Annotated in this window: 18 protein-coding genes, 1 tRNA gene and 1 pseudogene; 4 read left to right on the forward strand and 16 right to left on the reverse strand. The window is 59.5% G+C overall.

The features are described 5' to 3' along the window. Window positions 1-38: 38 nt before the first annotated feature. Together HBO05_RS03705 and HBO05_RS03710 are read left to right on the forward strand one after the other, a co-directional pair. The gene (locus tag HBO05_RS03705; protein ID WP_169956600.1) at window positions 39-539 is read left to right on the forward strand and encodes an AAA family ATPase; all 501 of its coding nucleotides are present in this window, start codon (window positions 39-41) and stop codon (window positions 537-539) included. 63 nt (window positions 540-602) lie between these two features. After that, window positions 603-1223: a LysE family translocator gene (locus tag HBO05_RS03710; protein WP_170041165.1), complete on the forward strand. Its 621-nt coding sequence runs from the start codon at window positions 603-605 to the stop codon at window positions 1221-1223. A 352-nt stretch (window positions 1224-1575) separates the two neighbouring features. On the opposite strand, the gene HBO05_RS03715 is transcribed toward HBO05_RS03710, so the two are convergent. From HBO05_RS03715 to HBO05_RS03725, 3 genes are all read right to left on the reverse strand, one after another. Further along, entirely contained in the window at window positions 1576-2613 is a 1038-nt protein-coding gene (locus tag HBO05_RS03715) for a GGDEF domain-containing protein (RefSeq protein ID WP_169956604.1), read from the reverse strand. 182 nt (window positions 2614-2795) lie between these two features. Then, complete coding sequence (locus HBO05_RS03720; RefSeq protein ID WP_172311723.1) at window positions 2796-4064, reverse strand: methyl-accepting chemotaxis protein; 1269 nt, start codon at window positions 4062-4064, stop codon at window positions 2796-2798. A 91-nt stretch (window positions 4065-4155) separates the two neighbouring features. Continuing rightward, window positions 4156-5058, reverse strand: coding sequence for a hypothetical protein (locus HBO05_RS03725; protein WP_170057135.1), 903 nt, complete (start codon window positions 5056-5058; stop codon window positions 4156-4158). A 302-nt stretch (window positions 5059-5360) separates the two neighbouring features. On the opposite strand from HBO05_RS03725, the pseudogene HBO05_RS29190 reads away from it, so the two are divergent. Next, window positions 5361-5462 (forward strand): annotated as a pseudogene (locus HBO05_RS29190) (VOC family protein); the annotation flags it as partial. A gap of 267 nt (window positions 5463-5729) precedes the next feature. Here the strand turns inward: HBO05_RS29190 and HBO05_RS03730 are convergent. After that, a tRNA-Cys gene (locus HBO05_RS03730) sits at window positions 5730-5803 on the reverse strand. 239 nt (window positions 5804-6042) lie between these two features. Beyond that, window positions 6043-7767: a gamma-glutamyltransferase gene (gene ggt, locus HBO05_RS03735; protein ID WP_170057134.1), complete on the reverse strand. Its 1725-nt coding sequence runs from the start codon at window positions 7765-7767 to the stop codon at window positions 6043-6045. Between the two features lie 144 nt (window positions 7768-7911). Here ggt and HBO05_RS03740 point away from each other — a divergent pair, with 144 nt between their 5' ends. Next, window positions 7912-9198: an MFS transporter gene (locus HBO05_RS03740; RefSeq protein ID WP_169957070.1), complete on the forward strand. Its 1287-nt coding sequence runs from the start codon at window positions 7912-7914 to the stop codon at window positions 9196-9198. A 105-nt stretch (window positions 9199-9303) separates the two neighbouring features. On the opposite strand, the gene HBO05_RS03745 is transcribed toward HBO05_RS03740, so the two are convergent. The 11 genes from HBO05_RS03745 to HBO05_RS03795 all read right to left on the reverse strand — a co-directional run bounded on the left by HBO05_RS03745 (window position 9304) and on the right by HBO05_RS03795 (window position 22458). Then, on the reverse strand, window positions 9304-9807 hold the full coding sequence (locus HBO05_RS03745; RefSeq protein WP_169957071.1) for a nitrous oxide reductase accessory protein NosL: 504 nt from the start codon (window positions 9805-9807) through the stop codon (window positions 9304-9306). A 26-nt stretch (window positions 9808-9833) separates the two neighbouring features. Continuing rightward, window positions 9834-10664: an ABC transporter permease subunit gene (locus HBO05_RS03750; protein ID WP_172311725.1), complete on the reverse strand. Its 831-nt coding sequence runs from the start codon at window positions 10662-10664 to the stop codon at window positions 9834-9836. Further along, a complete protein-coding gene (locus tag HBO05_RS03755) occupies window positions 10661-11572 on the reverse strand; it encodes an ABC transporter ATP-binding protein (RefSeq protein WP_169957087.1) in 912 nt (303 codons plus the stop codon). Before HBO05_RS03755 ends, HBO05_RS03750 begins: the two co-directional genes overlap by 4 nt. Continuing rightward, the gene (locus HBO05_RS03760; protein WP_172311863.1) at window positions 11572-12819 is read right to left on the reverse strand and encodes a nitrous oxide reductase family maturation protein NosD; all 1248 of its coding nucleotides are present in this window, start codon (window positions 12817-12819) and stop codon (window positions 11572-11574) included. The genes HBO05_RS03755 and HBO05_RS03760 overlap by 1 nt, the downstream gene beginning before the upstream one ends. A 189-nt stretch (window positions 12820-13008) precedes the next feature. Then, complete coding sequence (gene nosZ, locus HBO05_RS03765; RefSeq protein WP_169957073.1) at window positions 13009-14931, reverse strand: TAT-dependent nitrous-oxide reductase; 1923 nt, start codon at window positions 14929-14931, stop codon at window positions 13009-13011. Window positions 14932-14969: 38 nt separating this feature from the next. Further along, window positions 14970-17150 (reverse strand): NosR/NirI family protein, encoded by a 2181-nt coding sequence (locus HBO05_RS03770; RefSeq protein WP_172311727.1) that lies wholly within the window; start codon window positions 17148-17150, stop codon window positions 14970-14972. Window positions 17151-17260: 110 nt separating this feature from the next. Further along, complete coding sequence (gene dctM / locus HBO05_RS03775) at window positions 17261-18541, reverse strand: C4-dicarboxylate TRAP transporter large permease protein DctM (RefSeq protein ID WP_099169959.1); 1281 nt, start codon at window positions 18539-18541, stop codon at window positions 17261-17263. Beyond that, window positions 18541-19173, reverse strand: coding sequence for a TRAP transporter small permease (locus HBO05_RS03780; RefSeq protein ID WP_169957076.1), 633 nt, complete (start codon window positions 19171-19173; stop codon window positions 18541-18543). Before HBO05_RS03780 ends, dctM begins: the two co-directional genes overlap by 1 nt. A 145-nt stretch (window positions 19174-19318) precedes the next feature. Then, window positions 19319-20302 carry a TRAP transporter substrate-binding protein gene (locus HBO05_RS03785; protein WP_169899204.1) on the reverse strand — a complete coding sequence of 328 codons (984 nt, stop codon included), beginning with the start codon at window positions 20300-20302 and terminating at the stop codon, window positions 19319-19321. A 123-nt stretch (window positions 20303-20425) separates the two neighbouring features. Beyond that, window positions 20426-21247 carry a CoA ester lyase gene (locus HBO05_RS03790; RefSeq protein WP_172311729.1) on the reverse strand — a complete coding sequence of 274 codons (822 nt, stop codon included), beginning with the start codon at window positions 21245-21247 and terminating at the stop codon, window positions 20426-20428. Between the two features lie 14 nt (window positions 21248-21261). After that, the gene (locus HBO05_RS03795; protein ID WP_169957078.1) at window positions 21262-22458 is read right to left on the reverse strand and encodes a CaiB/BaiF CoA-transferase family protein; all 1197 of its coding nucleotides are present in this window, start codon (window positions 22456-22458) and stop codon (window positions 21262-21264) included. Between the last annotated feature and the right edge of the window lie 9 nt (window positions 22459-22467).

The raw sequence follows: 22467 nt of genomic DNA on the forward strand, positions 1-22467 counted from the left end.
GAAGCCCCTAAATAACAGGCGATAGAAAAGGACATACCGTGCTTATCGTATTCAGCGGCCTTCCCGGCACCGGCAAAACCACAATCGCCAAGGAGCTTGCGGCTAAAACCGGCGCCGTTTACCTGCGGATCGATACGATTGAGCAAGCGATCCGCAACTGCGCAGTTCTTGCACAAGACGTGGGGTCCAGCGGCTACAGGGTCGCGAATGAACTTGCCCTGAGTAATCTTCGCCTTGGCCACACGGTCATCGTTGACTGCGTAAACCCTGTAAGCGAAAGCCGAATAGCCTGGAGCGAAATCGCCGTAAAGGCGGGTATCGAGTTATTCAATATTCAAGTGATTTGCTCTGATAAAAATGAACACCAGCAGCGGGTGGAAACCAGGAAGAGTGATATTGCGGGGCTGATCCCACCCACCTGGCAGTCTGTGCTGGATCATGAATACGAAGCCTGGGAAGAAGCTCCGTTTTGCATAGACACTGCGCTGGTTTCACCGGCGCAAGCGCTCTCGATGATCACCGACCGATTACTGTCTTAGCGGGTAATGGCGTCTATAAAGCTTCAAACTTAGGATTGATGCACAGCGACTCTGGAGATGCATATGGACTTGGCAACACTCGCGTTATTCCTGCCCGCATGCTTTGCGCTGAATATGGCGCCAGGGCCCAACAATCTGCTGTCTATCAGCAATGCAACCCGCTATGGCTATCGCACATCCTGCATGGCCGGCGTAGGTCGCTTGCTGGCGTTCGCAATCATGATCGCACTTGCCTCGGCGGGCTTGGCCGTGGTGTTGCAAACTTCAGAGCTAGTCTTTTACGGGATCAAAATAATTGGCGCGGCTTATCTTTTCTACCTGGCGTATCAACTGTGGAACGCCGCACCGCAAGTAGCAGCCGAATCCGAAACCCCTCAGGTGGGACTGTGGGGGTTGGCAAGACAGGAATTCCTCGTGGCCGCCGGCAACCCCAAAGCCATTCTGATCTTTACCGCGTTCTTACCTCAATTCGTTGACCCAGCGGTAGACGTGGGCTCCCAGTTCACGCTGCTGGGATTGCTGTTCCTGGTATTGGAATGGATTGCCATTGGCATCTACGCATACATCGGACTGCACATGCGCCGCTGGTTTACCCAGCCTCGAGGCAAGAAGATTTTTAATCGTTGCTGCGCGGGTTTGTTGTCCGCAGCTGCCTCGATGTTATTGATAGCGCGGCGTGGGTGAGTCTCATCAACAAAACAAAAACGGGACAGATTGATCTTCAAGCGGACGCAAGCTGAATCGCCCCTAGTTTCGTAGACGCCATCAAGCTACAAGGAAGGGTTGCTAACCCTGCATAACTGTCCGCTTTTGGCCGATTTCTGCCGGTGACAACCGACTGAAAACGGCCAAAAGCAGACGCTCAGCGATGGGGGCTAAGCGATGTATTTCATCCCATAATAAGCTTCAGAAAGCTTTCAGCCTCAGAACGGTTATGGAACATCAAAGTGAAGGTGCCCAGCGTAAGCAAGCAGCAAGGGGGAGATTCGATTTCTTCGAAAACGATTTTCACAGACGTCCTCCAGTCAAACCTTAATTACGTAGTTACAGGAAGTAGCGGTTTGACCTGCCTTCCATCCTGAAACACCCGATCCTTACCATCATGCTTGGCTTTATACATATTGCTGTCGGCGCATTTGAGCACCGTTGACATGTCCGATGTCGCTCGGAACGGCGCGACGCCCGCGCTGCAAGTGAATTGATGCGGAGGCAATACGCTGCTACGGATGTTGGCCAGCAGGCGCAACGCATATTCATTAGCAACCGCATCATCTTCGCCCAACAACAAGACACCGAACTCCTCACCTCCAATCCGTCCGACACAGTGGCTGCCAGCGGTGGTTTTCAGGCACCCGGCCATGGCACACAAAATCTTGTCACCGACATCGTGACCGTACTGATCGTTTTTTAATTTAAAGTCGTCAATGTCCAACATTATGAAGTAGCCGCTGGGACCTTCAGCCAATGCCTTTTTTAAGGTCTCTATAAAGGCCCGCCGGTTAAGTAAGGAGGTGAGAAAGTCTGTCTCCGCCAATGTCCTGAACTCACTTTCGACCAACAATACCGACCGCATGCTTCTTAAAAAGGTAAAGCTAAGAGTAAAACCAATGGACATGGAGGCAACGCAAAAAATTACCACATAAACTTCCAGTCCCCGGTAAAAGCCAACGTCCAAAGTGGGCCACATCAGCATCCAGACCAGTAATGTAGAAAAAAGATAGTCCTGAACTGTGACGAATAAGATAGCACTGCTTACCACGATAATCACAGCAAGGGGCAGCGTAAAGACGCGTAACTGCACATTGGTGTCAATCACATATGCAAAGCCGAGTGACAAAATCAATATATAGACGCCGCCGAGCATTCTCCATATGCGGAAATCAGCAACTACGCGATGGACGTACCAAATAACAAACAACAATGTTGTGACCAATAGGTTCGGTAGATTTAACGTTGTCGCAGGCTCAATCAGCAAAACGCAAAGCCAGGAAACAATTCCTGCCATTTCAATCTTGGTAACCGCTGGTGACAGCAGCGTTCGCATTCTTGGTCGGATTTTGAAAATCGCCGGCATCCCTAAACTCCTTTTCCGAAACGGCCTGAATGTGACGTGAACGTGTGGGCAATACCTGACCAATGACTTAAGTGTATTTCGGCATCTATACTCCTGTTATCAATCGGAAAAGACTGCACGCAAAACTTTCATATTGCTTTCACCATCAACGAAGAGGCGTTACCGCGACGCAGATAGAGCATTCAATGCAGGTCGCTGGTGACTCTGCCAATGGCTTTCACGACTTGCTTTGCGCCTGACTGGATAGCCACCATCGCCATACCTGCCTGTTCGGACAGTTCCAATAAAACGTCGGCTTGGTCTCTGCTGCACTGGACATGCAACGCTGCTGCGCCGGCCAATTCTCGGTTTTGCCTGACCACGCCGTTAATCTCCCGCGTGGCTGCACTGGTACGGCCGGCGAGCTTGCGCACTTCATCCGCCACAACAGCGAATCCTCGCCCATGCACTCCAGCGCGTGCAGCTTCGATAGCGGCGTTAAGCGCCAAAAGATTGGTCTGGGTGGCAATGGCGCCAATCGTGTCGACGATGGAACCGATCAACTGCGACTGCGATTCAAGCGCGGTCATGCTGTCGGTCACCAAGGCCATCTGTTGGGCGATATTCTGTGTTCCAAGTACGGAGTCGGCGACCAATTCCATACCTCGGTTAGCTTTTACATCGGTATCTAGCGACACCTCGTAAGCCATGGTCGCTGCTTGTTTGATTTGGTCGGCTTTTTCAACTTGCTCGGTCACTACACTGGCGAATTTGGCAATTTTATAAACCCGACCGGAAGCGTCTCTGATGGGATTGTAAGTGGCCTCTAGCCACACCACTTTTCCGCTTTTATCTACCCGGCGAAAGCGACCAGCGTTAAACACGCCCTTGTTCAGACTCTTCCAGAACTCGGCGTAATGCGCCGACGCCACGTCCTCCGCGAGGCAGAACAGGCGGTGATGCTTGCCCTGTATCTCCGCAAGGCTATAACCCATGGCCTGGACGAACGATTCGTTGGCGTAAATGACCTCACCCGCGAGACTGAACTGAATCATCGCCATCGAGCGGTTCAGTGCGTTGAACATTTCGATGACCTCCTGTTCGTCTTGCGCCAGAGGTGGTGCAACCATGCCGTAGCCTTGAAACGTCCGGTTCGCTGCAGCGATCCAACCTACATTGAGTGTCACAGCCCGGCCGTCGGAGGCACGATAGCGTTGCCGTTGGATGGCGTACAGGCTGGGTGCAAAATCATTCTGCGGCTCCGCGTTGATGTTACTCATTGCCATATTTGAAAGCTGTTCGAGCGAGTATCCCAGCGTTTGCGCAAACCGCTGGTTGGCCGAGATAATCCGACCAGCACCATCGACACGTATTGAAAGAAAAACCGCTTCGATACTGGCAACTGTACCGAGCGACAGGGACAGTTCCTCTTGGCAGGCAAAAAGAGCATTCTTTATCTGGCGATTAAACACGCTGAACTCCGGTATAAAAAATTACAACAGAAAAAGACATTGCTCAGTGTTTAAGTCGATCCCGAGAGGGAAGGTTAAATAACAAACGAACTCATTGGGGCCAGCGTCCACTAACAATGCAAATACAGCCAGACTTATTTTCCACTTCGCTTTCATCAACTCCCAGTTCCATGCTGACCCGTGCAACTGCGAAGTAAATTGACATGGCCCGCCGCATCAGTTCGAGAAAGGCCGGGCTCAACTCCACCAAGCGTTTATCGCATTTGAAATAGCCGTGTAACTGGCCTTCCTTGATCATGCGCTGCATGTGTGTTTTGGATACGCCCAGACGCGATGAAAGCTCAACGTAAGAGGATACTTTGTAGCCAGTCTCTAACGAGCCGTTGCGCAAGGCATCAGCATAGAGTGCGAGCATCGGCAGGTGACCGCCATCCCGGTTGAGAATCCATTTCGCTTCAGGCAAAAGCTTGTCGAGCAGGAAGTCGCCTTCAAGTATTCTGGCAAAACCTCGAAAAAAAACGCGCAATAGATCCGCACTTTTCCCCATGCCCGACAACCAACTGTCGTATGGAGAGATCATCTGCGAAGGCAGTAGATACGATTTGATTAGCTGCGCGGTATTGCACAGCGCTTTATCCGTGGGTCGGAAGCTACGTTGGCGTCCGTCCTGGACATGTAACCGGACATCCAGATATCCGGCGATAGATAAGAACGAGCAATATGAGTCCAGGCTGTTGCGAGACATATAGCCACGTTCTTGGCAAAATGCTTTCACTTTGGATAAGGGAACTTGCTCATCTTTATAACTAAAGCTCAACAAAGACAGGGCTACCATGAACCGGTCATATTTCAACAGGTTTTTATAGAATGAAGGCTTTTGTCGATAGCTCTCCATAACCAAATCGAAATGCAGGAGAACAGCTTCGTCTATATTGCCTCGGGTCATTTCGTAACTGGTCTCTTTCAAATTCTCAAGCAGATCAGTCTTGTTCATCGAGTACACAACCCTTAATCGGTAATATCAAACGGCTACCATTCACAATACGCACAGTATATGTGTATTCGAACCGCTGGCAGGTTCACCCCAAAAATGTTTTATGACCTGACTCGCTTCGATTACCGGTCATCCGCAAGCGTGTCTGATCGATGCCCTCCGGCTTAAAGACGCGCTGCGTGCATGAATCCGTTCGACCAATTGCAGCCAACAACGCATCACGATAATTCCCGCCCGTTCTTGCATCATGATCCTCGCCACGTTCCCCTCGTGCCACCGAACTATAGTTGTAGGATCTAACCCATCTTGGAGTAGGCCAGCGCGAATTCATCGGCCAGGATCCTGACGGTTGTCTCGTCAGGTTGGTAGCGCGGTTGGGTGAGAGGCCGACTTACTCAATCTGAATTTGAATCTGAGCCAAGCCGATGTTCAGGTTTTGGGTTCAGCGGACGCAGTTCAACGTCCGCTAATGGCCGTTAGTGAACGCTCAGGCTCCTGAGTCTCGAGCACAATCCCACGCCCAATCGAGCAGAGCCATACCGATAACGGCGTCTTAAATTTCCCGTAAAAAGATAGGGTTGCGGAAGCGATCCGAAAAATTGCGGAAGTGATCGTCAAATCTTAGGCAATAAAAAACCCCGTAGACCATTGATCTACGGGGCTTTCAAGAGTGGAGGCCGAGGTCGGAATCGAACCGGCGTAGGCGGATTTGCAATCCGCTGCATAACCATTTTGCTACTCGGCCTCAAACGATCAATGCCAAAACCACTGACATTCACCGCATATAAACTTGAGTGGGCTATGTGAAGCTTGCCCCTACTCTATCTCATTGAAAACATTGAGGTTTTTTATGTCTCAGCGCGTTCAATGGCGGCAATTATGTACTCATTTGCCGGGGCTGGCAACCCCTTGATTTCAAAAAATATTCTTCTGTAGGGCAGAGCCGGGGCGCTCTGGGAGAACACGCCCCTGCCCTGCCTATGCTTAGTAGCCCAGTGACAACCCGGTATTGCGCCGTGGGTCGTTGGCGCCGTAGAAGCGGTTGTTGCCCACGGGCTTGCCGTCCAGGGACGGGGCGCCGACGAGGATCGCGGCCAGGTGATTGGCGTCTTGGGGGCCGGCGAATTTGTGGCCCCAGCTTTCGAGGATTTTCTGGGTGTCGGGGCTCAAGGCGAAGGTTTCGAGGTTGGTGGTGTCGGGCATCCACTGTTGGTGGAAACGTGGAGCGTTGACGGCCTCCTGGATGTTCATCTTGTAGTCGATGACGTTGAGGATGGTGAGCAAGGTGGCGGTGATGATGCGGCTGCCCCCCGGTGTGCCGATGACCATCACGGCCTTGCCGTCCTTGGTCACGATGGTCGGGCTCATGGACGACAGGGGCGCCTTGCCCGGGGCGATGGCGTTGGCTTCGCCCTGGACCAGCCCGTACATGTTTGGCACGCCGACCTTGACGGTGAAGTCGTCCATTTCGTCGTTGAGGATCACCCCGGTCTTGCTGGCCATGACGCCGGCACCGAACCAGTCGTTGAGGGTGTAGGTCACCGACACCGCGTTGCCCCATTTGTCGACGATGGAGTAATGGGTGGTGTTGCTGCCTTCATGGGGCGCAACGCCGGGCTTGATGGCCATGGAGTCGCCGGCCTTTTGCGGTTCGATGGCGGCGCGCAGTTTGGCCGCGTAGTTCTTGTCCAGCAGATGCTCCACGGGGTTCTGCACGAAGTCCGGGTCGCCCAGGTAGCTGTTGCGGTCGACGTAGGCGTGGCGCATGGCTTCGATCTGGTAATGGGTGCCCTGGGCCGAGCCGTAGCCCAGTTCGGCCATGGGGTAGCCTTCGAGGATGTTCATGATCTGGCAGATCACCAGGCCGCCCGAGCTCGGTGGCGGCGCCGAAACTACGTGGTAGCCGCGGTAGTCGCATTCGATGGGGGCCAGCTCGCGGGTCTGGTATTTGTCCAGGTCGGCCTGGGCGATGATGCCCTTGCCAGCCTGGCTGGAGTCGACGATAGCCTTGGCCACCCAGCCTTTGTAGAAGCCATCGGCGCCCTTGGCGGAGATTTCCCGCAGGGTCCGCGCGAGGTCTTTTTGCACCAGTTTCTGCCCAACCTGCAGCGGCTCGCCTTTGTTGAGGAAGATGCCGCGCAGGTCCTGGTCTTTTTTGAATTCTTCGGTGGCGCTGTGCAGCATGTCGATATCGCCCTGGTCGAGGGCAAAGCCGTTTTCTGCAAGCTTGATAGCCGGCGCGATCACCTGGGCACGCTTGAGGGTCCCGTATTTACTCAGGGCCAGCTCCATGCCGGAGACGGTGCCGGGCACGCCGACCGCCAGGTGGCCCTTGGCGCTGAGGCCAGGGACGACATTGCCGTCCTTGTCCAGGTACATGTCGGCGGTGGCCGCCAAGGGGGCTTTTTCGCGGAAGTCGAGGAAGGTCTTGCGCCCGTCCGCCAATTGCACGGTCATGAACCCACCGCCGCCGAGATTGCCCGCTGCCGGGTAGACCACCGCCAGGGCGTATCCCACGGCCACTGCCGCATCCACGGCGTTGCCGCCAGCCTTCAACACATCGACACCCACGTGGGTCGCCAAATGCTGGGCCGTCACCACCATGCCGTTTTCACCGGCCACCGGGGCCTGGGAGGCCGCCTGCACACAGCTGAATGTCAGGACCAGGGCCGTCGCGATCAAGGTTCGGGTAAAGGGTTGGTAGTTCATCCGTGGATACTCTGTTTATTAGAAGCGTTAAACGTAGCTTCTTTCGCACAGCAACCCCAGCCAAGTGGCGCTTTTCAGACAGAGCTTGTCGGTGACGGAATGCTATATTCGCCCCGCCCTCCTCATTGCCCATGAGACACACCGATGCCCACGGTCGCCGACCCAATCCACGCGCTGTACCACAAGATCACCTGGAAGCTGATTCCGTTCCTGTGCTTCTGCTACCTGGCGGCCTACCTGGACCGCATCAACATCGGTTTTGCCAAGTTGCAGATGCAAGACCAGTTGCAGTTCAGCGAAACCGCGTTCGGCCTGGGCGCCGGCCTGTTTTTTGTCGGCTATATCCTGTTTGAAGTACCGAGCAACCTGATCCTTGAGCGCGTCGGCGCACGGATCTGGATCGCGCGCATCATGATCACCTGGGGCCTGCTCTCGGCCTGCACGTTGCTAGTCACCTCCACCACCCAGTTCTATGTGCTGCGGTTTTTGCTCGGCGTCGCCGAAGCGGGATTCCTGCCGGGGGTGTTGTATTACCTGACCACCTGGTTCCCCACCCATCGCCGGGGGCGGGTGATTGCGCTGTTCATGATCGGCCTGCCGCTGTCCAGTGTGATTGGCGGGCCGTTGTCCGGCTGGATCATGGGCCACTTCGACCAGGTAGGTGGCCTGCGTGGCTGGCAATGGCTGTTCCTGCTCGAAGCGCTGCCCAGCGTGCTGTTGGGGGTATTGGCGTTCTGGGCGCTGCCCAATACCTATCACCAGGCCAAATGGTTGTCAGCCGCCGAAAAGACCCTGCTGCAACAGCAGTTGCAGGCCGATGACAGCCAGGCTAGCCAAAGCCCACGGCGCTTTCGCGAGGGGTTCTTCAACCTCAAGGTGTGGATGCTTGGCGGGATTGATTTTTCGATCCTGCTCAGTGCCTACGCCATGGGCTTCTGGATGCCGACCCTGATCCGCAACGCGGGGGTCAGCGACACGTTCCATATCGGCCTGCTCACCGCCCTGCCCAGCGTCGCCGCGCTGGCGGGCATGCTGCTGATCGGCGCCAGTTCCGACAAATACCGTGAACGCCGCTGGCACATTATCGTGCCGTTTTTGGTGGGCGCCGCGGCCATGGCCAGCAGCACGTTCTTCACCCATAACGTGATCGCCACCGTGGCCCTGTTTGCCGTGGCTTCGGCGGCGATCCTCGGTGCGGTGCCGGTGTTTTTCAGCCTGCCGGCGACCTTCCTTACCGGCACTGCGGCGGCCACCGGTTTTGCCCTGGCCTGCTCCCTGGCAAATATCGCCGGGCTGGTCAGCAACTCGCTGATGGGCCTGGCGATAGATATCACCGGCAGCAGCGCTGGGGCCATGTGGTTCTTTGCCGCCAGCCTGTTGCTCAGTTGTTTGCTGGTGATTGCGTTGCCGGCGAAATTGGTCAACCGCTAGGCTGTGGGAGCTGGCTTGCCTGCGATAGCGGTGTGTCAGCCGCCAGAAATGCTGACTGAACTGCCGTCATCGCGGGCAAGCCCGCTCCCACAGGGGGAGGCAGGCTCAATGACCGCTATGGGCCATGCCACTCGGCTGCTGCAACAGTGCCAGGTCTATCTCTTCGAAACGCAGCACCCGCCCGCCGGTATCTGCCGCGACTTTCTGCGCCACCGCCTGCTCGGCAAACGAGGCCAGCACCACGCCCATAGCACCCTTGAGCCCGGTGCCGAGCACGTAGTAGGCGGTCTTGGCGTCGATCAGGTGGGCATCATCCGGGGTATTCCAATGGCTGCGCCCCATGTCATGCACATACAGCTTTGACTGGGCATGATGATTTTCCGGCTGCAACCACCAGCCGAGCATTTCTGCGGTCGAGCAGAACTTCTTCGCCGCGCCCTGCTCCACCACCTCGCCCTTGGGCCCCGGGAATTCGCTGATCACCATGCCACACACATGGCACTCATCCGCCGGATGGAACGCCACCGGCCCATCACCTGCCCCCGCCGCCACCGGTTTGTCACACCCCACCAACAGCAGGCTCAACAGCAACACCCATCCGATTTTCATGCTCAGCTACTCCACCGATAAAAAATTCATGCCCCGCGCCGCCCGAACAGCCAATAGGCCCAGGCCAGCGGCCCGGCGACCCACGCCGCCAGGCACAGCCACAACGCCGCCTCCGGCACTGCCAAGTCACCGCCCAGGGCCATCACGCCTACCGACGCGGGGCCGGCATCGAAGCCCGACAGGTTGATCAGCCGGTACACATCCGCCGGGTTGAACAGCAACAGCCAGGGCAGCAGCGTCGGGCTGAACTGCCCCTCGCTGAGCACCAGCAGCGCCAGCAATGCCAGGTCAAAGACCAGCACAAAAAAGAACCACACCCCCAGGGCCAACCCGGCCGCCGTGGATTTCTCCGCCGAGACGCTGCTCAACACATACGCCATCCCCAAAAAGCCCCAGCCGAGCAAGGTCGAGGTCAGCATGAAGCGACCAAAGGCCCAGAGCAGCAGGCTGAATTCGACGTCATCCACCAGCAGCGCGATGGCGAGCATGGCGCAGCCGAATCCGATAAAGGTCGCCAGCGCCAGGATCAGCCCATGCCCGACAAACTTGCCGAGCAGGATCTGCCCGCGCCCCAGGGGGTAGGTGAGCAGCAGCAGCAAGGTGCCGCTTTCGTCCTCGCCGACAATCGCGTCATAGGCCAGCAACAGCGCAATCAATGGCATCAGGAAGGTCGCCAGGCTGGCCAGGCTGGCGATGGTTGCCGGGATCGAGGTAAAGCCCAGTTGCCCGGACGCCGCCGCACCGAGCCACCCAATACCGATGGCCAGCACCGCGAACAACAGGCTGATGGCCAATAACCAACGGTTGCGCAGGCCATCGCTGAATTCTTTGCGGGCCATGTTCCAGATCGGCGTCATTGGGCACGCTCCACAGGGCTGTCCATGTAATGGCGGTACAGGTCTTCCAGGGACGGCACGACAATTTCCACGTCAGTGGGGCTGTCCTGGTCGAGCAACTGGCGCAGCAGGTCCAGCTTGTTGCCATTGAACGCCGCCACTTGCAGCCCTTGCGCGCCCCAGCGCTGGGTCACGTGGCCGGCCTCGCTCCAGCGTTTTTGCAAGAGCGCCGCACGTTGCAGGCCGCTGCTGCGGATCAGGGTCGGCAGCCCCGCTTCTTCGCGCAACGCCGCCAGGGTGCCGAGGGCCAGCAGGCGGCCCTGGGTGAGGATCGCGGCACGGTTGATATGGGCCTCCACGCCCGGCAGCACATGGGAGCAGAGGATGATGCTGGTGCCCTGTCCGCGCAGGCGGTCGAGCAAGCAGTACAAATCCTGGGTGGCGATCGGGTCCAGGCCCACGGTGGGTTCGTCGAGCAGCAGCAGGCGCGGCTCGCCAAGCAGGGCCTGGGCCAGGCCGAGGCGCTGGCGCATGCCCTTGGAATAGGTCTTGACCCGCCGCCGCGCCGCCGCTGTCAGGCCGACGTCTTCCAGCAACGTCGAGACCTGGCTCATCGGCGCGCCCTTGAGCCGGGCAAAATGCTGCAAGGTCTCCAGGCCGCTGAGTTGCGGGTAGAACGTGACGTTTTCCGGCAGATAGCCGAGCATCCGGCGCACCTGGGGATCACTGGGCGCGCGGCCAAACACCCGTACCTGGCCGCTGCTTGCCTGCAATAAACCGAGGATCAGTTTCATGCTGGTGGTCTTGCCCGCGCCGTTATGGCCGAACAGGCCCAGCACCTCCCCGGGCGCCAGGCTCAGGCTCAAGTCATGCAGCACAGTGGCGGGCCCATAGCGCTGGGTCACGCCTTCGATTTCGACGACAGGCATCATGCGGGCTCCTTGAGCAGGGAAAGCGTGGGGTCTTTCATCAGCGGATGGCTGTCCATCACCCCCGGCGACTTGATCACCGGAAACGCCCGTTGCACCCAGCGCAGCAACTCGATGCCGGGGCTGTTCATCAGCAGGCGCACCTGGGGATACAACCACAGCAGGCGGTCGACGTTATCGTTGGGCTCGTAGGCCACATCCCCCAGGCCGTCGTTATTGCGGTCCCAGCCCAGGTAATCGCTCCAGTAATTGCCGCGGCCATCTGCCGACCATTCCTGCAAGCGGGTGGCCACGTACTTGACCTGGCGCTGGTTGCCGACAAAGGCATTGTTGGCAATCCGGTTGTCTTCGGAGCCGGCCGTGAGGTGGATGCCCACCGCGCTGCGCCCAAAGTGGTTGTGTTCGATGCTGTTGAACAGCGAGTTGTAGATAAACAGCGCCTTGCCTTCGGCCCCGGTGATCATGGTGTCGCCGGTGGTGCCGTCGCGCACGTCGTTGACCACGTTGTCGCGCAGGGTGGAATAGGTGATGTAGTTCATCAGGATCCCGTAGTTCTGGTCCTGCTCGGAGCGATTGCCGATCACCGTCAGCTTGCGGCTTTGCATCAGCGCATAGCCGGTGCGGGTGCGGCGGGTGATGTTGCCGAGCACCTGGTTGTCGTTGGCGAACATGTAGTGAATGCCGTAGCGCAGGTCTTCCAGGGTGTTGCCTTGCAGCAGGTTGCCGTTGGAGGTGTCGATGTAGATGCCATCGCGGGCATCGCGCACCAGGTTGCCGATCACCCGCGCGCCCTTGACCGCGTACAAATGGATGCCATTGCCCCGGTCCTGGGAACGCATGGTCGGGTCGCCCTGGATCTGGTTGTCGATCACGCTCACATCCGCCGTGCCATCGACCCACACGCCAAACCCCTGGCCGCGCAGGCGGTTGTTCTTGATCAAGGCGCCGTGGGCCTTGGGCTGGATGAAAATGGCCGCGTTCATCGCGGTGAGGTCATGGCCCCAGTCGAGGAAGGTGCAGCCCTCGACGGTGACGTCGGCAGCGTTGATCAGAAGACCATTGCCCTGGCCCTGGCTGTGGATCACCGCACCGGGTTCGCAAATCAGTTGCAGGGGCTGGTCGATGCTGAAGGAGCCCTGGTAGTCACCGGCGGGCAAATGCCAGCGGTGCGGGCCTGCGGCTACCAACGGCAGGTCGGTGATGGGCAGTACAGCGGCACTGGCGGTGGCCGAAAATAGCAGCCACACACACCCGGTCCATAACGTGCGGGGTCGAGCCACGGAGTATTCCTTTTGATCAAAGCCCAATCTGTGGAGCGACACAGATCTAGTGTGGGAGCGGGCTTGCTCGCGAAGGCGGTGGATCAGTCAAGTAATGCCTGGCTGACACACCGCCTTCGCGAGCAAGCCCGCTCCCACATTGGTTGGTGCTCGCCGTTAAGTGCGCTCCACCAGCATCCGCCCCACCATCTCCATATGCAGCGCATGGCAGAACCAGCTGCAGTAGTACCAATGCAGCCCCGGTTTGTCGGCGATGAAGGTGATGGAAGAGGTTTGCTGCGGGCTGATTTCCATGCTCACGCCATGGTTGGTCATGACAAAGCCATGGGTCACGTCCTCGATCTGGTCGATGTTGGTGATGGTCACGGTGACCTCATCACCGTGCTTGACGGTGAACTCCGTCAGGCCGTAGGTCGGCGCCATGGAGGTCATGTACACCCGCACTTTCTTGCCGTCGCGGATCACCTTGTTATCGGTCTCCAGCTTGATCCCGTCCTTGGCCGCAATGGCCACGGTTTCGGCGAAGAACGGGTCGTTGCGCTCCCAGATTTTCTTGGTCTTGATCTGGTCGCGCCGCGCCATCACGCAGTCGTGGGGTTCGGCGAAGGTCGGGCCGTCGTGGACCAGTTTCATTTCATCGCCGGAGATATCGATCAACTGGTCGTTTTCCGGGTGCAACGGGCCGGTGGGCAAGAAGCGGTCCTTGGAGAACTTGCTCAGTACCACCAGCCATTGGCCGTCGGCATCCCGGGTTTCGGTGAGCGAGGCGTGGTTGTGGCCAGGCTGGTAGTGCACATCGAGCTTCTGCTTGATGTAGTTGACCTTCTCACCGCCGTAGGCGCGGATGGCTTCGGCGATGTTCCACTTGACCACCTGGCTGTCGATAAACAGCGTGGTGTAGGCAAAACCCCGGCCATCGTAAGTGGTGTGCAGCGGGCCCAGGCCCAGTTCCGGCTCGCCGACTACCACGCCGCGCGGGTCTTTGATCTTGTCGCTGAACAGGTCGTCGAGCTTGTCGATGGCAATGATGGTGCAGGTCGGCGACAGCTTGCCGTTGGCGATAAAGTACTTGCCGTCCGGCGAGGTGTTGCAGCCGTGGGGGTTCTTCGGCACCGGGATATAGCGGGTGAATTCGCTGTCCTTGCCGTCGTCGCCCTTGCGCCCGTCCACCACCGGCACCTTGACCCCGTCGAGGTTGATGAACTTGCCGGCCTTGATCGCCGCCTCGATGCGCGGGATGTTGAACACCACCACCCAGTCGCGCTCGTTGCGCATCATGCCGCCCAGGTCGGAGGCCTTTTCCGAGTTGTAGCAGGTGGCCGCCGCGTATTTGCCGGTGTAGTCCATGTCGGCGTTGTCGAGGTTGCCGTCGACGATGACCTGGAAGGCCATTTCCATCTTCTCGGCGTCGATGGCGTTGAACAGGGTGAAGCTGTTCTTGTCCTGCAGGTCGAAGGTGTGGCCGTCATTGGGGTGCGGGATGATGAACTCGGCGTTGCAGAACACGTACTTGGTGTACGGCACCTTTTGCAGGCGCAGGCCGTGGATCGCCTGGGCGTTGGGCACGGTGACGATCTTGTCGCACTTCATGATGTCCAGGCGGATCCGAGCCACGCGGGTGTTGGCCTTGTCGTTGATAAACAGGTATTTGCCGTCGTAGCGGCCATCGGTGGTGGACAGGTGCGGGTGATGGCAATCGCCGTTCTGGTACTTGGCGCCCTCCCCCAGGATGCGCTTGCTCTCGTTGGTCAGGCCCCAGCCGGTAGCCGAATCGACGTTGAACACCGGGATGCGCATCAGCTCGCGCATTGACGGCACGCCCAACACCCGCACTTCGCCCTGGTGGCCGCCGCTCCAGAACCCGTAGTACTGATCCAGCTCCCCTGGGCCCACATGGATTTTCGACTTGGCTTCCTTGGCCGCCGCCGCAAAGGACTCGCGGGTAAACACCGTACCGCCGAGGGCCGAGGCCCCTGCCAGCACCGCGCCGGTGACGGCGCCAGTGCCAAGGAAACCACGCCGGCTCATGCCTTCGGGTTCCGGGGTGGTCCCGGTTTTGTTCGATTCGCTGTCGTTCATGATGTGCTCCAGATATGAAAAGTGGGTGCCCAAGGCCGTCATTCAGGCACCGCCACCTGCACCACCGGGATCAATTGCCCAGTGGCGGGTGCGGCCTTGTTGCGTTTCTTGCGCTTGTTGATCAGGGGCGGGCATTTGTGGTCGTTGTGCCAGGTCATCTGGCAATCGAGGCAGTAGTGGCATTCATTGGCGTTGATATGGCCGTCGGGGTGGATCGCCTGGATCTCGCATTCCTTGGCACACAACTGGCACGGATCGCCACACTCCTTGCGCCGCTTGAGCCAGTCGAACAACCTGAATTTGCTGGGGATCGCCAGCGCCGCGCCCAGTGGGCAGAGGTAGCGGCAGTAGACTTTGCGCGTGAACAGGTTGATCACCAGTAGCGCCACGGCGTACAGCACGAACCACCATTGGCGGTCGAAATGCAGGGTGATGGCGGTCTTGAACGGTTCCACTTCGGCAAACCGCTCGGCGGTGGCCATCGACTCCAGGGACAGGCCAAACAGCCCCAGCAGGATCAAATACTTGATCGCCCACAGCCGCTCATGCACGGCAAACGGCAACTCGAACTGGCGCACCTTGAGCTTGCGCGCCGCCTCGTTGAGCAGCTCCTGCAGCGCCCCGAACGGGCACAACCAGCCACAGAACACCCCCCGGCCCCACAGCAGGATGCTGGCGGCGGTGAATACCCAGAGCATGAAGATCAGCGGGTCGGTGAGGAACAGCTCCCAGCGGAACTGCTGGAACAGCGCATGCACAAAGGTCAGCACATTGACCACCGACAGTTGCCCCAGGGCGTACCAGCCGATAAACACCACGGTAAACAGCAGATAGCCACGGCGCACCCAGTGCAGCAGACGCGGGCGCCGGGCCAGGCTGTCCTGCAAAAACAGAATCACCGTCAGCAGCACCAGGGCGGCGCCCAGGATCAGGATCTGCACGTGTTTCTGGTACCAGATCGTCAGCCACATCGGCCGGTTGGCTTCGTCGATGGCGGCCTGTTCGGCGGCGGTGGGCAACGGGCGCTCCAGATACGCCTCGGGCATCTGGTAGGGCAATTCAAAACTGCTGAAGGTGCCACTGACCGGGCCGGTCTGGCGCCGTACCAGCAGCTCCAGGGTCCACGCTGAGCCTGGATCGAACGCAGCCTGGGGGCGCACGATAAACACCGACATTTCATCGAACTCGGGCATGCCCTCGGCGAACACGTCGTACAGGCGCTGGTGGTCCATATCGCGGAAGCTGATGACATTGCCGAACTGGCGCAACTGCACCCGATCAAAAATCCCGCCGCGCACATAGCCCGAGCCCTTGAACGAAAAAATCCCGCGTCCCAGCACCGCGATGGCCTGCTCGCCGGGCTTGAGGCCCTGCATCAACACTCGGTACTGCGCGTCACCCAACAGGTTGCGGCCGATGGTCGGCGCGTTGAGATCGGCCACATACAAGTCGATAAACGTCTCGTCGACCTGCCCCGCCCCCGCCACGTCCACGCCTTCGGCCTCGGTGCCCTTGAAGGCTGCATCCACCTGGCCGCGCGTCAGGTGCAAGCGGCGCACCGCGCCATTGCCGGTCAACTGCGCCCAGTTGGCCGGCTCGAACAGGTCAGCGCGCACCAACGCAACTTTCTGCGCGGTGCTGGCCTTGTCCTCGATCAGCTTGAGCGACACCGCCACTTCGTGGGCGGCGCGCATGATCACCTCATTGACCACCATCGCCGTGACCGTGGCACCGGCCACCGCATCCACGGTCACCGCCTGGCTGTCACTGGAATGCCCCACCACCACCCGCTGCTTGACGTTGATCCCGCTGTAGCGGGCGGTGAAGTCATGCAGCTTGGCCTCGGGAATGCCGATCAACAGAATCGGCTCGTGGTGCTCCAGCACATAGGCATCACGGATCACCCCGGCCGGGTCGAGAATCACCTGGGTGTTGATCGGTTTGCCGGAGTACGCCGGGATGTCCACCACGTCCAGGCTCTGGAACACATAGCCGATGACCGCGCCTTTGGCCGACAGCGTGCGCACCTTGAACGGGCCTTGGGCGGCGGAAATGGCGTCGGCCTGCGGGAAAATCTTGTCGATGCGCTGCTGTTCAATCGCGCCGTAGGACTTGGCCTGGGCCGGGCCGGCCAGGCTGAACAGCAGCACCAGGACAACCAGCCAGGTAACGGGACTTGCAGCCAGGGTAGCGAGGGTCGAGGGCTTGGTGCGGTTCATGGGCTCACTGACTTCAACGGCCGGGATATGTAGCCGATGGTAGGTGGCACGTGGCCAGTGAGCCCTTGATTGAAATCAAGTCTGGGGGTGGTGCGGCGTTTGGGCGCTGGCTACATGCCCAACCACTGCGGCAGCGCCAGTGAGATAAACGGCACGTACGTCACCAGGACCAGGAACGCCAGGAGGATCATCAGCCATGGCATCGCTGCGCGGATCGTCTGGCCCAGGGTCAGGCCGGTCACCGCCGAGGTCACGAACAGGTTCAACCCAACGGGCGGATGCACCAGGCCGATCTCCATGTTCACCACCATCACAATCCCCAGGTGAATTGGGTCGATGCCCAGCTTCATCGCAATCGGGAAGAAGATCGGCGCCAGGATCAGCACAATGGCCGAGGGCTCCATAAAGCTGCCGGCAATCAACAGCACCACGTTGACCATCAGCAGGAAACCGATCGGCGTCAGCCCTTCGGAGATGACCCAGGCCGTGATTTCCTGCGGGATCTGTTCGGTGGTCAGCACATGGGCAAACAGCATGGCGTTGGCGATGATGAACATCAGCATGATCGACAGGCGCCCAGACTCCAGCAGCACCTTGGGGCAATCCCTCAAGCGCATGTCCTTGTACACAAACAGCGCGACAAACGCCGAGTACACCGCCGCCACCGCTGCAGCTTCAGTGGGGGTGAACATGCCGCTGTAGATACCGCCGAGGATGATCACCAGCAGCAACAGGCCCCAGAACGCGCGACGGGCACAGCCCAGCCACTGGGCAAAGGTCGCCCGGGGTTGTGCCGGCAGCTTCTTGATACGCGCCACGATGTAGATCGCGATCATCAGCATCAGGCCCAGCAGCAAGCCGGGGATCACCCCCGCCATAAACAGCTTGCCCACCGAGGTTTCCGTCGCCGCCGAATACACCACCATCACGATGGAAGGCGGAATCAGGATGCCCAGGGTCCCGGCATTGCAGATGATCCCGGCACCAAACTCCTTGGGGTAACCGGAACGCACCATACCGGCCACGGCAATCGACCCCACCGCCGCCACCGTCGCCGGCGATGAACCGGACAGCGCGGCAAACAGCATGCACGCCAGCACCGCCGCAATCGCCAGGCCGCCACGGATATGGCCGACACAGGCGTTGGCAAAATCGATCAAGCGTTGCGCCACGCCGCCGGTGGTCATGAACGCCCCCGACAGCAGGAAGAACGGAATCGCCAGGAAGGTGTAGGCATCGCTGGTTTCGAACAACTTGATCGCCAGAGAGCTTAACGAGTCCTGGCTGAACATCAGGATCGACATCGCCCCCGACAACCCCAGGGAAATCGCGATGGGCACGCCGAGAAACATGAACACCAACAGCAGTAAAAACAGACAGAGAACGGCCATCAGTCACGCTCCTCATGGCTACCGGCCAACTTGCTGGCTTCACCGGCTTCGTCGGCCAGCCCCAACCCGACCTGACGGTGGGTAAACAGGCGGTAGAAAATTTCCAGGTAGCGGATCAACACCAGGGCAAAGCCGATCGGCACGATCAGCGCGATATGCCCCACTTCCAGGCCGAAATGATCGAGGTCCTCGGCCCCGATCCCGGCCGCCAGCACGGCACTCACCCACTTGTAGCTGGCCACCATGAACAACCCGGCGTAGGCCAGGCAGCACAGGCACGCGAGCATTCCCAGCAGGCGCTGGACCCGGCGCGGCGTCAGGCGCACCAGGGCATCGACCCCCAGGTGGCCGGCGGTGCGCACGCCATAGGAAATCCCGAAGAAAATCAGCCAGCCGAACATCGCCTTGGTCAGCGCGACGCTCCAGGTCATGTCCTGGGCCCAGGTCATGGTGCCGTCGCCCAGGGCGTTGAAAAAACTGCTGCTCCAGGCCCATTTGTCGGCCAGGGCAAAAAACAGGGTGTAGATGTTGTTGAGCATGACGTAGACAAACGTCACCAGGGTCATGGCGGCCAGCAGGAAGGCGATAAAACCTTCCTCCAGGTGCTCCCAGACGCGCCTTAGGGATTGCATGGCAAAACCTCGCTTACAGGGAAAGGGGTCGCAACATGTGGGAGCGGGCTTGCCCGCGATGGGGCATCAACGGCCTCTCGGCTGGCTCAGACGCCGCCATCGCGGGCAAGCCCGCTCCCACATTGGGTCGGGGTCGCGCAGGCGATCAGTGGTTGGACGCGTCTGCGGCCTTGATCAGGTCAGCGCCAATCGGCCCCTCGAACTTCTGCCACACCGGACGCATGGCTTCGCGCCATAGCTGGCGTTGCTCGGGGGTCAGCTCGATGATTTCGCTGGTCTTGGCGTCGATAATCTTCTGCTTGGCCGACTGGTTCAGCGCTTCGGCCTGCTTGTTCACCTCGACGGTGACTTCGACCATGATCTGTTCCAGGCTGCTGCGGATGTCCGGCGCCAGGCCGTTCCAGAACTTGGCGTTGGTGATCACCATGTAGTCGATCAGGCCGTGGTTGGACTCGGTGAAGTACTTCTGCACCTCGTTGACCTTCTGGCTTTCATAGTTCGACCAGGTGTTTTCGGTGCCGTTGACAGTGCCGGTCTGCAAGCCTTGGTAGACCTCGGCAAAACTCATCTTGCGCGGGTTGGCACGGATCGCCTTGAACTGCTCCTCCAGCACACTGGAGGCCTGCACGCGGAACTTCAGGCCCCGGGCATCCTTGGGCTCGTGCAGGGCCTTGTTGGCCGACAGTTGCTTGAGGCCATTGTGCCAATAGGCCAGGCCGAGGATGTTCTTGTCCTGCATCGACGTCAGCAGTTGCTTGCCTTCAGCGGCCTGGAAACGGTCGACGGCGGCCAGGTCGTTGAACAAAAACGGCAGGTCGTAGATCTGCACCTGCTTGGTGTACTGCTCGAACTTGGCCAGGGACGGCGCCAGCATCTGCACATCGCCCAGCAGCAGCGCTTCCATCTCCTTGCCGTCGCCAAACAGCGACGAGTTGGGGTACACCTCGACCTTGACCTTGCCCGCCAGGCGCTCTTCGGCAAGTTTCTTGAACAGCAGCGCGCCCTGGCCTTTGGGGGTGTTTTCCGCTACCACGTGGGCGAACTTGATGATGATCGGATCAGCCGCCTGGGCCAGGCCTGCGGCAAACAACGTGGCGGCGCACAACAGCGCCCGAGAAAGCTTGAGCATGGGTATCACCTTTTTATTGTTGTGGTGGTGTCAGGCAAGGTGCCTGATGTGAGGCGTGTAGTGAATTTCAAATTTTTAAACACTGCGTTCGGCCAAGCCGAACACCAACCTGGGGAGCAATGCCTATCCCGTGTGGGAGTTCTGTGCTGCCAGCAGCCTTTGGGCCCGCAGCAACACCGGCGCATCTACCATCTGCCCATCAATCTGGTAGGCCCCTGCCCCATGGGCACCGGCCTCCACCACCCGTTGGGCCCAGGCCAGGTCCGCCGCACTCGGTGCCAGCGCCTCATGGATCACCGGCACCTGCTTGGGATGGATACACAGGGCCCCGGCAAAGCCCATTTCATAGGCATGCCGGATCGAGTGGCGCAGGCCCTCCGGGTCGTCGATCGCCGGGTGTACACCGTCCAGCGGTGCCACCAGGCCGGCGGCGCGCGAATGCACGATCAGCGCCAGGCGCGCCTGATCCAGGGCAAAATTCGCCGCCGCCGAGTGGCTGCTCAGGTTCAGGTCCAGCGCCAGGTCCAGGCCACCGAACGACAGGCGCTGCACTTGCGGCGCATGGGCGATTTCGGCCACCGCCAGCAGGCCTCGTGCACTTTCGATAATCGGCCAGATGACTTTGCCGGCGGCGGCGACCACCGCCACCTGGGTGGCACTTTCCACCTTGGGCAGCAACACCCCGGCCACGTTGCCGTGGGCTTTGCAGAACGCCACATCGGCAAAGTGCTCGGCGTGTTCTGGGGCATTGATACGTACCCACACACAGACATCGGGGTTGGCCGTTAAAAACCCGCCGAGGTTGTCCCGGGCCTGGCGCTTGAGCGGTTCTTCCACCGCGTCTTCAAAATCCACGATCACCGCATCGGCACCACTGGCCAGTGCTTTGGCAAAGCGCTCCGGGCGGCTGCCCGGCACGAACAAGGCAGAACGAATCAAAGGCATCACAGAACTCCTGATTAGATAACGCCGCGCGCGCGCAGGCTGTCGATGGCCTCACCCGAGTAGCCCAGCGCCTGGAGAATTGCCTGGCTGTGCTGCCCCAGCCCCGGTACGCCGTCCATACGCGGGCTAAACGCGGCGTTACGCGCCGGTGGCAATAACGACGGTAACGGCCCGGCCGGGCTGTCGATTTCACGCCAGCTGTCGCGGGCCTTGAGTTGCGGGTGGTCCCACACGCCTTGCATATCGTTGACCCGTGCACTGGCGATCTGCGCGTGTTCCAGGCGCTGGATCACGGCCTCGGTGTCGAGTTGGGCAAAGCTGTCGACAATGATCTGGCGCAGCACTTCGCGGTTGGCCGAACGCTTGAAGTTGGCCGAGAAGCGTTCATCCGTCGCCAGCGTAGGGGTGAGCAGTACCTTGTCGCAGAACGCCGCCCATTCACGTTCGTTCTGCAAACCGAGCATCACCGTGCCGCCATCACCGGTGGGGAACGGCCCGTAGGGGTAGATCGTCGAATGCGCCGCGCCGGCCCGCGGTGGCTGCGGGGCACCGTCGAAGGCGTAGTACATCGGGTAGCCCATCCACTCCACCAGGCTTTCGAGCATGCTCACGTCAATGCGGCTGCCCTTGCCCGTCTTGCCGCGCAATAGCAGTGCCGACAGGATCCCGCTGTAGGCGTACATGCCGGCGGAGATATCCGCGATGGAACAACCGGCCTTGGCCATCTGCTCTTCACCGGGGCCACCGGTCACCGAAAGAAAACCGCCCTCGCTCTGGATCAGCAGGTCATAGGCTTTCTTTTTCTCGTAGGGCCCGCCTTCGCCGTAGCCGGAAATATCACACACAATCAGCCGTGGAAAGCGCGCCTGCAGCGCCTCGAACGCGAGCCCCATACGCGCCGCCGCACCGGGTGCAAGGTTCTGCACCAGCACGTCGGCATCGGCCAGCAAGGTGTCGAGGATAGCGCCGGCCTCCGCCTGCTTGAGGTCCAGGGTCAGGCTTTCCTTGGAACGGTTGGTCCACACAAAATGCGAGGCCAGGCCGCGCACGCGCTCGTCGTAGCCACGGGCAAAATCACCGCTGCCCGGGCGTTCGATCTTGATCACCCGCGCCCCCAGGTCGGCCAGTTGGCGGGTACAGAACGGCGCAGCAATCGCGTGTTCCAGGCTGACCACGGTGATGCCGTCCAGCGGTCGTTGATTAGCAGTCATGACAATTCC

The organism is Pseudomonas sp. WS 5079, assembly GCF_012985465.1.
Classification (GTDB): domain Bacteria; phylum Pseudomonadota; class Gammaproteobacteria; order Pseudomonadales; family Pseudomonadaceae; genus Aquipseudomonas.

Bases quoted from the DNA above. Each gene is read 5' to 3' on its own strand.
- HBO05_RS03710 (WP_170041165.1), top strand. From the start codon at position 603: ATGGACTTGGCAACACTCGCGTTATTCCTGCCCGCATGCTTTGCGCTG.
- HBO05_RS03715 (WP_169956604.1), bottom strand. From the start codon at position 2,613: ATGCCGGCGATTTTCAAAATCCGACCAAGAATGCGAACGCTGCTGTCA.
- HBO05_RS03725 (WP_170057135.1), bottom strand. From the start codon at position 5,058: ATGAACAAGACTGATCTGCTTGAGAATTTGAAAGAGACCAGTTACGAA.
- ggt (WP_170057134.1), bottom strand. From the start codon at position 7,767: ATGAACTACCAACCCTTTACCCGAACCTTGATCGCGACGGCCCTGGTC.
- HBO05_RS03740 (WP_169957070.1), top strand. From the start codon at position 7,912: ATGCCCACGGTCGCCGACCCAATCCACGCGCTGTACCACAAGATCACC.
- HBO05_RS03745 (WP_169957071.1), bottom strand. From the start codon at position 9,807: ATGAAAATCGGATGGGTGTTGCTGTTGAGCCTGCTGTTGGTGGGGTGT.
- HBO05_RS03750 (WP_172311725.1), bottom strand. From the start codon at position 10,664: ATGACGCCGATCTGGAACATGGCCCGCAAAGAATTCAGCGATGGCCTG.
- HBO05_RS03755 (WP_169957087.1), bottom strand. From the start codon at position 11,572: ATGCCTGTCGTCGAAATCGAAGGCGTGACCCAGCGCTATGGGCCCGCC.
- nosZ (WP_169957073.1), bottom strand. From the start codon at position 14,931: ATGAACGACAGCGAATCGAACAAAACCGGGACCACCCCGGAACCCGAA.
- HBO05_RS03770 (WP_172311727.1), bottom strand. From the start codon at position 17,150: ATGAACCGCACCAAGCCCTCGACCCTCGCTACCCTGGCTGCAAGTCCC.
- dctM (WP_099169959.1), bottom strand. From the start codon at position 18,541: ATGGCCGTTCTCTGTCTGTTTTTACTGCTGTTGGTGTTCATGTTTCTC.
- HBO05_RS03780 (WP_169957076.1), bottom strand. From the start codon at position 19,173: ATGCAATCCCTAAGGCGCGTCTGGGAGCACCTGGAGGAAGGTTTTATC.
- HBO05_RS03785 (WP_169899204.1), bottom strand. From the start codon at position 20,302: ATGCTCAAGCTTTCTCGGGCGCTGTTGTGCGCCGCCACGTTGTTTGCC.
- HBO05_RS03790 (WP_172311729.1), bottom strand. From the start codon at position 21,247: ATGCCTTTGATTCGTTCTGCCTTGTTCGTGCCGGGCAGCCGCCCGGAG.
- HBO05_RS03795 (WP_169957078.1), bottom strand. From the start codon at position 22,458: ATGACTGCTAATCAACGACCGCTGGACGGCATCACCGTGGTCAGCCTG.